Here is a 10,416-nt window from a genome sequence, read left to right as displayed (position 1 = left end):
TTCCGAAGAAACTATTTGGATTATCATCAACGAGTGCCCACACAGATTGATAGGTTTATATTGTTAAAGAGCTTTCTTCTTTGTGATTCGCATCACTTCGGAAGAGGCGGTCATTTTAGCGAGATAAAGTTTAGTGTCAACCACTTTTTTCAAACTTTTTTTCAAGCGTTTCCGCTTGGCTAATTGACCTTGCTAACTGGGCTTTCATTCTTTTCGAAACTTAGCTTCGAAGCGTTGCCGTGTCAGCGAGGGGGCATTATAGAGATCGCCATCACATTGGCAAGCCCTTTTTGCAGTTTTTTTTGATTTTTTTAGCGTTTGAGTATTTTCTATTCAAAACGAGCTATTTTCCTCACTTTTCTTAGCCTCTCTAGGCAAAAAACCTCTATATAAGGAGAAAAAATGAGTTCTCTACGCAGTTACAAAGGAATTTCACCTCAAATTGGTCAACGTGTCTATATAGATAGCAGCTCTGTTTTAGTCGGAGATATTAAAGTAGGAGACGATTCGAGTATTTGGCCACTTGTTGCGGCCCGAGGTGATGTTAACCACATTCATATTGGTGAGCGAACCAACGTTCAAGATGGCAGTGTATTACATGTCACCCATAAGAACGCAGAAAACCCTAAAGGTTACCCTCTTATCATTGGTAACGATGTAACTATCGGCCACAAGGTAATGTTGCACGGTTGTATTATTGAAGACCGCGTCTTAGTAGGTATGGGTGCGATCGTGTTAGATGCGGCAGTAATAGAAGAAGAGGTAATGATTGGTGCTGGTAGTTTGGTGCCACCGGGTAAACGCTTAGAAAGTGGTTATCTATATGTGGGTAGCCCAGTAAAACAAGCTCGCCCTCTTAATGACAAAGAACGAGCTTTCTTGCAGAAGTCCGCCAACAACTATGTGCAGAATAAAGAAGATTACCTTCATGAGGTTAAAGAGATTAGCTAACCACCTCTATATTACCTTGTGAATTGAACTCTTCTTCTTCGATCAGTTCTTCAGCAAGCTCTTCAAGATCGAATCGATATTGTGAAAAGACTTCCAGAGCTTGCTGTGCATTGCCTATTACTTGCCCTGATAGTTTTTCTAACTCTTGTTTATCAACGAGACATTGAATCAAGGCTCCCGACTGTTGAGCAGAAAATAGCACTGCTTGCTTTTCTTCATCCCATACTTGGATATCCGGAAATAAAATCGATTGATTCATTACTGCCCCTCAAGGTTCTTTCTAAGTTCACGCAAAATTTGCTTTGTACCCGGTCTTAAACCACGCCAGAGCATAAAGCTTTCTGCTGCCTGACCAACAAGCATTCCAAGCCCGTCGAAGGCTCGCTCCACCCCATGTTCATGTGCCCATTGATTGAAGGTGGTTTTCCCTGCGCCATACATCATGTCATACACTACCGATTGTTCAGTAAAGATTGCTGCTGATATATCTGGTAGCTCCCCACTTAAACTAGAAGAGGTAGAATTGATAATCACATCAAACGACTGCTTCACTTCACTCATCTCACAAGCGCTAATCGTTCCATACGGTGCAAACATCTCGGCAAGCAGTTGCGCTTTGGCAAAGGTTCGGTTGGTTACAACAATTTCAGCGGGCTGCTGGTCTAATAGTGGCTTAATAACGCCACGCGCGGCACCACCAGCACCAATAAGTAAAATACGGGCTCCCTTTAAAGGCGCTTGATATTGAAGTAAGTCTTGCACTAACCCTTCACCATCTGTGTTATCACCAATAATTTCACCATCATCAAGCTTCTTCAGGGTATTCACCGCCCCAGCTAGTTGAGCACGTTCAGTTAGTCGAGTGGCAAAGCGATAAGCATCTTCCTTAAATGGAACAGTGACATTACAACCTTTGCCACCTTGAGCAAAAAACTCAGACGCCGCTTGTTGAAATGCATCCTTATTTGGGCTTTCTGCAGTATAGGTTAATGATTGATTGGTTTGACGAGCAAATAGGGTATGAATAAAAGGCGATTTACTTTGAGAGATGGGATTACCAAAAACGGCATAACGATCTATTTGCTGAGTCATTTCCTTTACCTGTAAAACTAAAAAAGGGCCAATGCGAAACATTGACCCTATCACTATCTATATATTGAAGAAAGTCTTACCACTCTCTTGGTTTGAGGTAATGATCGTATAGATCAGCTTCAGGAGAGCCCGGCTCAACTTGGTAAGCATACTCCCATCGCGCTAACGGTGGCATCGACATCAAGATAGACTCAGTACGACCACCACTCTGCAGTCCAAATAAAGTGCCACGGTCAAACACTAGGTTAAATTCAACGTAACGACCTCGGCGGTAGAGTTGGAACTGACGTTCACGTTCACCGTATTCAGTGTCTTTGCGGCGTTCTACTATCGGCAAATATGCGTCCGTATAGCCTTGGCCAACCGCTTTAATGTACTCAAAGCACTTATCAAACTGCCAGTGGTTGAGGTCATCAAAGAAAAGACCACCGACACCTCTGGTTTCATCGCGATGTGGTAGATAGAAGTATTTATCACACCAAGCTTTATGCTCTGGGTAGACTTCACTACCAAATGGCGCGCACACTTCCTTCGCGGTGTTGTGCCAATATTGCGCGTCTTCTTCGAAAGGATAAAACGGCGTTAAATCGAAACCACCGCCAAACCACCAAATAGGCTCTTCACCCTCTTTTTCGGCAATAAAGAAACGAACGTTGGCGTGCGAGGTTGGTACATATGGGTTATTAGGGTGCATAACCAATGACACGCCCATGGCTTCAAAGCGACGTCCTGCAAGTTCAGGTCGGTGCGCTGTCGCTGAAGCTGGCATCTCTTTTCCTTGTACATGAGAAAAGTTAACGCCACCTTGTTCAAACACCGCACCTTCTTTCATGACTCGAGTTCGACCACCACCACCCAATTTCTCTCCGGGTTCACGGTGCCATTCATCCTCTACAAATACTGCGCTCCCATCGGCTTGCTCTAGTTGCTGACAAATAGAGTCTTGGAGCGTCATGAGAAATTGTTTTACTGCTAGTTTATCTATCGCTGACATTCGACTTCCTTTGTTGCAGGGTTAACCCTGTCTTAATACTTGTGAGGTTCTTGCATCACGAATTTCACTTGGATTTGTTCGACCACCGGTTTGCCCTTCTAGCACCGCCACTAACTTATCACCAAGGTGTTGATAAACTTGTTCGGTTGTTACACATGCTGGCTCGCCAGTCAAATTCGCGCTGGTAGAGGTTAGCGGCTTTCCAAATGCATTACACATCTTTTGTACTAAAGGATGATCAGTCACGCGCACGGCAATCGAGTCATATTGCCCCGACACCCAATTAGAAACCTTATCACTACTTGGCATAATCCAAGTGACAGGCCCAGGCCAAGTTTGCTGCACTCGTTCTAACTGTTCTGCGCTTAAGGCTTGCTGATTAATATAAGGCAACAGTTGTTGGTAATTAGCAGCTATCAGGATAAGCCCTTTTTCTACCGGACGTTGTTTAAGTTCTAGTAGCTTCTTTATCGCATTAGGGTTGTCAGGATCGCACCCAACCCCAAACACACCTTCTGTTGGGTAGGCGATCACTTCCCCCTGTTTTAGTGCACTGAGTGCTCGCTCAAAGTTACTCACCTAAGCATCCTATTTGATTAGCGGTTTAGGTTAAGTGTACAAATAATCGTAAGTTGTGACTAAAGCTATTTAAGTAGCAATCTTTCATCTGCTCATTCAAACCCGACGCAAACGTTTGCTTAGTGATAAAATCCCCGTATAATGCGCTCAAATTATTTGCTCACCAATTCTACGCAGCTTTGAAGGAGTTTGAGATGAAAGTCGGTATCATCATGGGTTCTAAATCAGATTGGCCAACAATGAAACTAGCAGCGGAAATGCTAGACAGATTCGGCGTTGAGTACGAAACGAAAGTGGTTTCTGCGCATCGCACACCTCAACTTCTTGCAGACTATGCCACTAGTGCTAAAGAGCGTGGTCTTAAAGTGATCATTGCGGGTGCTGGCGGCGCTGCTCACCTTCCAGGCATGGCGGCGGCGTTCACGTCATTACCCGTTCTTGGTGTTCCAGTACAATCACGAGCGTTAAGTGGCCTTGATTCACTTTACTCAATTGTACAAATGCCGAAAGGAATTGCGGTTGGCACTCTAGCTATCGGTGAAGCAGGAGCAGCAAACGCTGGCATTCTAGCAGCGCAAATTCTTGGAACGTCAGATCAGGCAGTGATGGAAAAAGTCGAAGCATTTCGCGCAGAGCAAACAGAAACCGTTCTAGCCAACCCAAACCCTGCGGAGGACTAAGTCAATGCATGTTTTAGTGCTAGGTGCTGGTCAATTGGCTCGCATGATGTCTTTGGCAGGCGCACCACTGAATATTGAGATCTCTGCCTATGACGTGGGCAGTCAAAACATTGTTCACCCACTAACTCAAGTAGTGATTGGTCATGGCCTAGAGAACGCAATCACCCAAGCTGATGTGATCACTGCTGAATTTGAACACATTCCTCACGATATTCTGGCAATCTGCGAGCAAAGTGGAAAGTTCTTACCTTCGACTGAAGCGATAAAAGCAGGCGGCGATCGCCGTATTGAGAAGCAATTGCTTGATGACGCAGATGTGCGCAATGCGAAGTACTTTGTCATCAATACACGTGAAGACTTTGACCAAGCGATTGCACACGTTGGCATCCCTATGGTGCTCAAAAGTGCGCTTGGCGGATACGATGGTAAAGGCCAGTGGCGCTTGAAAGAGGAAAATCAGGTCGATGCAATTTGGGCAGAAATGGCCGAGTGTATTGCTACATCTGAGACACAAGCTATTGTTGCAGAAGAATTTGTACCATTTAACCGTGAGGTTTCACTGGTTGGCGCGCGTAGTAAGGATGGCTATATTGCAGTTTATCCTCTTGCTGAAAATGTTCACACTGACGGTGTACTTACTCTTTCGACTGCCATTGCAGATACTGCACTGCAACAACAAGCAAAACAGATGTTTACTGCTGTCGCTAATAAACTCGATTATGTTGGCGTACTAACCCTTGAGTTTTTTGATGTCAATGGCTCCTTACTAGTCAATGAGATTGCCCCGCGCGTGCACAACTCAGGACACTGGACTCAACAAGGTGCAGAAACATGTCAATTTGAGAACCACTTAAGAGCTGTGTGCGGCTTACCATTGGGTAGCACCAAGCTGATCCGTGAAACCTCAATGATCAATATCCTAGGTGAAGACACGCTAGAAAATGAACTGCTGGCAATGGATGGTATTCATATTCACTGGTATGGCAAAGAAAAACGTGCAGGTCGTAAGATGGGGCACATCAACGTGTGCGGCGATTACAGTGGAGAGTTGCAACGCAAACTTTGCGCCATAGCTAAGCTACTTGATAAGCAAGCCTTTCCAGCGATTCACGAATTTGCAGACAATTTGGGTCAGTAACAAACATTAAGAAAAAAACGGCGCACCTCGCGCCGTTTTTTATTGTTCTGATTGAGTATGGTGACACTTGCGATCAGCGCATTGCCTTTTCACTCCGCTCGCAAGCGTCTTCGCGATCAACAGCGGAAAGCCACACTTTTCACACTGACCAGCAATCGGCGGTTGGTTTACAGCAAACTTACACTTCGGGTAGTTATCACAAGCATAGAAAACCTTACCAAAGCGGGTTTTCCGTTCTACTAAATAACCTTTAGCGCACTCAGGACAAGTATGATGCTCTGGTTGCTGCTCTTCCTGCTTGGGCTGATCGAGCGATTCAATATGATGACAGCTTGGGTAATGACTACAGCCAATAAACATCCCGTAGCGACCCTGTCGTAATACCAACTCATTGCCACATTCAGGGCAAGGCACACCTAACTCTTTAACAATATGACCGTCGTTTTGGTGTAAGGGTTTAATGAAGTCACACATTGGGTACTGATCACAGCCCAAGAAAGGGCCATGCTTGCCATGACGAAGGTGAAGCTCACCTTCGCGTTGCTCACTTTGGCATTTAGGGCACGCTTGATGCTCTAGCGCATGTTCATGGGCTGAAAACAGCTGCTGATCAATTTTATTGCTCATATAAACTCAGGAATTAGTGGAGAATACCTTGCTCTTTGGTATACAACAGCTCTTCCATAAGTGTGTATGCATTCTCATTGCCTGGCACATTAAACAGCACCATCAGAACAATCCATTTAAGGTCATCGAGCTCAAACTCGTCTGTCTCTAAGCCCATGATACGGTCAATCACCATCTCACGTGTTTCGGTCGTCAAAACATTAACTTGCTCTAAGAAGGTCAAAAAACCGCGACACTCAATACTTAAGCGTTCGCACTCTTTGGTTGTATAAATACGAGTCGAGTTCGAAGCACTGCACACCGAAATCGCAGAGTGGGTTTCACTTTGCTGTAGTGCTGCTAGCTCTTCTAGCCAGACAAGGGCTTTGTAAATGTCTTTTTGATGAAAGCCTGCACGAAGAAGCTCTTCTTCTAGCTCATCTTGATTGACTTGTAACTCTGCATCGCTATGGATGTAGGTTTCGAATAGATACATTAAGATATCCATCATCATAGCTAGCCCCTCCCCTTTCGAATATAGCCACCGGAAACTGCAACAACATGCCCTGAAAGCTCAAGCTCTAAGAGCTGCATCATGACGTCCTGCACAGGTATATTGGTCCTGTTTGCAAGAATATCAACTGGTATAGCCTTACTTCCTACGTTAGCTAACAGCAGAGGAAATGGCAATTCTTCTTTACTATCTATTTCATCGAAAAGTTCATTTTGAATCGGTGGCTTATTGGTATTAGACCAGCGCAACAGAGTCTCTATTTCATCAATGATGTCTTGTACTCTCATCACTAGGCAGGCGCCTTGCTTTATCAGCAGATTCCCACCTCGTGCATTGGCATCATGAATAGAACCAGGGATCGCAAACACCTCTCGCCCTTGCTCTATCGCGTAGCGAGCGGTAATCAAAGAGCCACTCTTCTCCGCAGCTTCGACTACTAGCACGCCAACAGAAAGACCGCTAATGATGCGATTGCGGCGCGGAAAATGATCAGCTTTAGGTTTCGCCAGCGGGTGAAACTCAGACACCAAAGCACCTTGCGCTTCAATAATTCGTTGCGCCAGATGACGGTGACGAGCAGGATACACAGTTTCTAGACCACTACCTAACACAGCCAGCGTCTTTCCCTCCCCTTGTAATGCCCCATCGTGCGCATAACCGTCGACACCTAAGGCTAAACCACTCGTAATAACAATATTTTGCTCTACTAACGCCCGTGCAAAGCTTCGTGCAGTGTTGAGCCCCTCTACACTAGCATTTCGACTACCAACCACAGCGATTTGAGGCTCAGATAAACAGTGCACGTTGCCCTGAACAAAGAGGAGGGGTGGCGCTCCAACGGCTTGCTCAAGCAGAGCAGGGTAAGCACTATCTCGCTGAGTAATAATGTGATTGCGTGAGCTTTGTTGTTGCCACTCTAGACACCGTTCGACATCTTTGATGGCCCTTGTTTTCAGATACTTAGCCTGTTGTTCGCTCAAACCAAGTGCCAGTAAGGCCGGAAGATCAGATTGGACAATATTGATAGGTGAGTCTTTCTTGAGTAGACCAAGAAACGTTTTCGGTCCAACCTTAGGTGTAAAGTTAAGCGACAGCCAAGCAGCCAGCTCTTGGGTGGTCATGAATTTTCAGTCCCTTGGTGGTTGCAGTTTAGTTTTTTTGCTCACGGCTTCTGAGGCTTCAGTGACAATCGCCACACTGAAGTACTGGTAAGGACGAACAACCATCAAATGACCAACTAACTTGTCTGGTAACTGTACAACTTCCCCCCTAGCTTGTTTTCGCTCTGGCAGATCTGCAGCAGGCCTCAACAACGCAAATACATTACCTTGCTGCACGCCGTCATGCTGACCTCGGTTAAGTACCACGGCTTGATTTTTACCGACATAGTGAGTGTCATCAACGGATCCAAGAATTTTGACTAAGCTCAGTTGAGCGGGGATAGGAGAAAAACTCGCTTTATAAACCAGCGTCGAAGTTTCGGATAACGGCAACGCGATGTCATCAACCAAAATTTCTTGGCTTTGTTGAACCAGCTTCAACGTAGCAAACAGGTCATTACTCGCCACAAGCTGTGCATGGGCAATTCTTTTTATCACCTGTGCGGTTTTATCCCCGCGTTTAAATTGATTCATTAAGCGATAGATGCCCCACTCTTGAGCTACCTGATCGCCAGAGATATAGATGACATCATGCCCATCAATCAATTGAGTGCCTAAACTGTTCCCCATCACCCGAGTGCGCTCGACAAACGCCTCGTTCTCCAGTATCAAATTGTGTTCAAGGTAAGGAATAACATACTGAGGATTTAAAGCTAGGATGGGTGGCTTGTCGTGCTTCACGATAGAAGGAGCCAGCCGAACCACAGATTTTAGACTTAGCGTTGGATGCCCCTCCCGCCACAACAGTGCAAGTTGGTCTCCGGGATAAATAAGATCAGGGTTGGCAATGTTTGAGTTCATTTGCCATAAAAGCGGCCACTTCCAAGGGCTGTCGAGATACAAGGCAGAGATATCCCATAAGGTATCCCCTTTCATGACAGTATAGATGTCTGGAGCATCGGGCTTGATAGATAATGGCTCAGCTTGCCCACTGACCAGATTACCCGCTGTAAGTAACATAGCGACTCTTAAACCTCTCCAAATACGTACCATAGCTTTACTCCGAATAACCAACCTAGCTCGGCGACATTCCCTGTTCGTCTGACGGCTAACAACATAAAGAAGCAGCGCAAAAAGCGCATTGATGCTGTCATTTGGGGTGTAAAATGTCTAGAATTGAGCCAACGAGGTTTATCCTGATTCGGCACAGTTCAACATTCGAGTGTATATGTCTGTATTACAAGTATTAACATTCCCAGATGATCGCCTTCGCACCGTAGCAAAGCCGGTAGAAGCCGTGACACCTGAGATTCAAAAGTTCGTTGATGACATGATTGAAACCATGTACGACGAAGAAGGTATTGGTCTGGCAGCAACCCAGGTCGATTTCCACCAGCGCATCGTTGTTATCGATATTTCTGAAACCCGCGATCAACCTATGGTTCTGATTAACCCAGAAATCCTAGAGAAACGCGGTGAAGATGGCATTGAAGAAGGCTGTCTTTCTGTTCCTGGGGCGCGAGCGCTTGTACCACGTGCAGCAGAGGTGTCAGTGAAAGCTCTTAACCGTGATGGTGAAGAGTACACATTTGAAGCTGACGACCTATTAGCCATTTGTGTCCAGCACGAACTTGATCACTTAGAAGGCAAACTGTTTGTTGATTACCTTTCGCCTTTAAAACGTAAGCGTATTCAAGACAAACTGGCTAAGATCAAGCGCTTCAATGAAAAGCACGTAAGCAAGGCCTAAGCGCAAATAAAAGAGAAGGAAGGTACTTTGAGCAAACCATTGAAAATTGTTTTTGCTGGTACTCCGGATTTCGCCGCCCGTCACTTGGCGGCGTTGTTGTCTTCGGAGCATGATGTCATTGCCGTATATACTAACCCTGACCGACCTGCAGGTCGTGGTAAGAAGCTTGCAGCGCCACCAGTAAAGCAACTAGCCCTTAAGCATGACATTCCTGTTTATCAGCCAGAAAACTTTAAATCTGATCAAGCCAAACAAGAACTTGCAGATTTAAACGCAGATATCATGGTCGTTGTTGCTTACGGTATGCTACTTCCGCAGGCTGTACTTGATACGCCAAAACTAGGCTGTATTAACGTTCATGGCTCGATTCTGCCACGCTGGCGTGGTGCAGCACCTATTCAACGCTCAATTTGGGCGGGAGATGCAGAAACAGGTGTGACGATTATGCAAATGGATATCGGTTTAGATACCGGTGATATGCTAAAAGTCGCCACTTTGCCAATTGAAGCGACCGACACCAGTGCATCTATGTACGAAAAACTAGCCGAGCTTGGCCCGCAAGCATTGGTTGAATGTCTAGCAGATATCGCACTAGGTACTGCAGTTGCAGAGAAGCAAGACGATGCCCTAGCTAACTACGCGAAAAAGTTAAGCAAAGAAGAGGCTCGTATTGACTGGAACGACAATGCTGTTCATATCGAACGCTGTGTTCGTGCATTCAACCCTTGGCCAATGAGCCACTTTGTCGCAGCTGATAACAGCATCAAAGTTTGGCAAAGTCGTGTCGATGAACAAACGACAACTCAACCAGCAGGCACTATCCTGCGTACGGATAAAAGCGGTATCTACATTGCCACTGGCAACGGCGTGCTGGTTTTAGAGCAGCTACAGGTGCCTGGAAAGAAAGCGATGTCTGTTCAAGATATCCTGAACTCACGCGCTAGTTGGTTTGAAGTGGGCACTCAGCTCACTTAACACTTATCCCGCAAGGGAAACGTACATTTTGAGGGTG

Annotated in this window: 13 protein-coding genes; 5 read left to right on the top strand and 8 right to left on the bottom strand. The window is 45.7% G+C overall.

Features of this window, described 5'->3' with window-relative positions; all coding sequences use genetic code 11:
• The first annotated feature begins 402 nt into the window (after positions 1-402).
• Positions 403-951: a gamma carbonic anhydrase family protein gene (locus APB76_RS09055; RefSeq protein ID WP_049844578.1), complete on the top strand. Its 549-nt coding sequence runs from the start codon at positions 403-405 to the stop codon at positions 949-951.
• Here the strand turns inward: APB76_RS09055 and APB76_RS09050 are convergent.
• The 4 genes from APB76_RS09050 to APB76_RS09035 all read right to left on the bottom strand — a co-directional run bounded on the left by APB76_RS09050 (position 944) and on the right by APB76_RS09035 (position 3,616).
• A complete protein-coding gene (locus tag APB76_RS09050; protein ID WP_049844577.1) occupies positions 944-1,210 on the bottom strand; it encodes a DUF1488 family protein in 267 nt (88 codons plus the stop codon). The genes APB76_RS09055 and APB76_RS09050 overlap by 8 nt on opposite strands.
• Positions 1,210-2,043, bottom strand: a complete 834-nt coding sequence (gene aroE / locus APB76_RS09045; protein WP_049844580.1) for a shikimate dehydrogenase — start codon at positions 2,041-2,043, stop codon at positions 1,210-1,212. The genes APB76_RS09050 and aroE overlap by 1 nt, the downstream gene beginning before the upstream one ends.
• A 76-nt stretch (positions 2,044-2,119) precedes the next feature.
• The gene (gene hemF, locus APB76_RS09040) at positions 2,120-3,037 is read right to left on the bottom strand and encodes an oxygen-dependent coproporphyrinogen oxidase (protein WP_049844576.1); all 918 of its coding nucleotides are present in this window, start codon (positions 3,035-3,037) and stop codon (positions 2,120-2,122) included.
• Positions 3,038-3,058: 21 nt separating this feature from the next.
• A complete protein-coding gene (locus APB76_RS09035) occupies positions 3,059-3,616 on the bottom strand; it encodes an L-threonylcarbamoyladenylate synthase (protein WP_049844575.1) in 558 nt (185 codons plus the stop codon).
• Positions 3,617-3,810: 194 nt separating this feature from the next.
• On the opposite strand from APB76_RS09035, the gene purE reads away from it, so the two are divergent.
• Positions 3,811-4,296, top strand: coding sequence for a 5-(carboxyamino)imidazole ribonucleotide mutase (gene purE / locus APB76_RS09030; protein WP_049844574.1), 486 nt, complete (start codon positions 3,811-3,813; stop codon positions 4,294-4,296).
• A gap of 4 nt (positions 4,297-4,300) precedes the next feature.
• Positions 4,301-5,434 carry a 5-(carboxyamino)imidazole ribonucleotide synthase gene (locus APB76_RS09025; protein WP_054963328.1) on the top strand — a complete coding sequence of 378 codons (1,134 nt, stop codon included), beginning with the start codon at positions 4,301-4,303 and terminating at the stop codon, positions 5,432-5,434.
• Between the two features lie 39 nt (positions 5,435-5,473).
• Here APB76_RS09025 and APB76_RS09020 read toward each other — a convergent pair whose 3' ends face one another.
• Genes APB76_RS09020 through APB76_RS09005 form a run of 4 tightly spaced genes read right to left on the bottom strand, consistent with a single transcriptional unit; the run spans position 5,474 to position 8,707 of the window.
• On the bottom strand, positions 5,474-6,061 hold the full coding sequence (locus APB76_RS09020) for a DNA topoisomerase family protein (RefSeq protein WP_054963327.1): 588 nt from the start codon (positions 6,059-6,061) through the stop codon (positions 5,474-5,476).
• A 13-nt stretch (positions 6,062-6,074) separates the two neighbouring features.
• Positions 6,075-6,554: a DUF494 family protein gene (locus tag APB76_RS09015; protein WP_049844571.1), complete on the bottom strand. Its 480-nt coding sequence runs from the start codon at positions 6,552-6,554 to the stop codon at positions 6,075-6,077.
• A gap of 2 nt (positions 6,555-6,556) precedes the next feature.
• Positions 6,557-7,675, bottom strand: a complete 1,119-nt coding sequence (dprA, locus tag APB76_RS09010; protein WP_054963326.1) for a DNA-processing protein DprA — start codon at positions 7,673-7,675, stop codon at positions 6,557-6,559.
• Positions 7,676-7,681: 6 nt separating this feature from the next.
• Positions 7,682-8,707, bottom strand: coding sequence for a LysM peptidoglycan-binding domain-containing protein (locus tag APB76_RS09005; protein ID WP_054963325.1), 1,026 nt, complete (start codon positions 8,705-8,707; stop codon positions 7,682-7,684).
• Positions 8,708-8,882: 175 nt separating this feature from the next.
• Here APB76_RS09005 and def point away from each other — a divergent pair, with 175 nt between their 5' ends.
• Together def and fmt are read left to right on the top strand one after the other, a co-directional pair.
• Entirely contained in the window at positions 8,883-9,404 is a 522-nt protein-coding gene (gene def, locus APB76_RS09000) for a peptide deformylase (RefSeq protein ID WP_049844568.1), read from the top strand.
• 27 nt (positions 9,405-9,431) lie between these two features.
• Positions 9,432-10,379, top strand: a complete 948-nt coding sequence (fmt, locus tag APB76_RS08995; RefSeq protein WP_054963324.1) for a methionyl-tRNA formyltransferase — start codon at positions 9,432-9,434, stop codon at positions 10,377-10,379.
• The last annotated feature ends 37 nt before the right edge of the window (positions 10,380-10,416 follow it).

Origin of the sequence: Vibrio bivalvicida, assembly GCF_001399455.2 — a bacterium.
Taxonomy (GTDB): Bacteria; Pseudomonadota; Gammaproteobacteria; order Enterobacterales; family Vibrionaceae; genus Vibrio; species Vibrio bivalvicida.
Note: the sequence above shows the minus strand (reverse complement) of the source record. Positions and strands in the feature narration are given on the sequence as shown.

Bases quoted from the DNA above. Each gene is read 5' to 3' on its own strand.
- APB76_RS09005 (WP_054963325.1), bottom strand. From the start codon at position 8,707: ATGGTACGTATTTGGAGAGGTTTAAGAGTCGCTATGTTACTTACAGCG.
- APB76_RS09020 (WP_054963327.1), bottom strand. From the start codon at position 6,061: ATGAGCAATAAAATTGATCAGCAGCTGTTTTCAGCCCATGAACATGCG.
- hemF (WP_049844576.1), bottom strand. From the start codon at position 3,037: ATGTCAGCGATAGATAAACTAGCAGTAAAACAATTTCTCATGACGCTC.
- APB76_RS09055 (WP_049844578.1), top strand. From the start codon at position 403: ATGAGTTCTCTACGCAGTTACAAAGGAATTTCACCTCAAATTGGTCAA.
- APB76_RS09050 (WP_049844577.1), bottom strand. From the start codon at position 1,210: ATGAATCAATCGATTTTATTTCCGGATATCCAAGTATGGGATGAAGAA.
- purE (WP_049844574.1), top strand. From the start codon at position 3,811: ATGAAAGTCGGTATCATCATGGGTTCTAAATCAGATTGGCCAACAATG.
- def (WP_049844568.1), top strand. From the start codon at position 8,883: ATGTCTGTATTACAAGTATTAACATTCCCAGATGATCGCCTTCGCACC.
- dprA (WP_054963326.1), bottom strand. From the start codon at position 7,675: ATGACCACCCAAGAGCTGGCTGCTTGGCTGTCGCTTAACTTTACACCT.
- APB76_RS09025 (WP_054963328.1), top strand. From the start codon at position 4,301: ATGCATGTTTTAGTGCTAGGTGCTGGTCAATTGGCTCGCATGATGTCT.
- aroE (WP_049844580.1), bottom strand. From the start codon at position 2,043: ATGACTCAGCAAATAGATCGTTATGCCGTTTTTGGTAATCCCATCTCT.
- APB76_RS09015 (WP_049844571.1), bottom strand. From the start codon at position 6,554: ATGATGATGGATATCTTAATGTATCTATTCGAAACCTACATCCATAGC.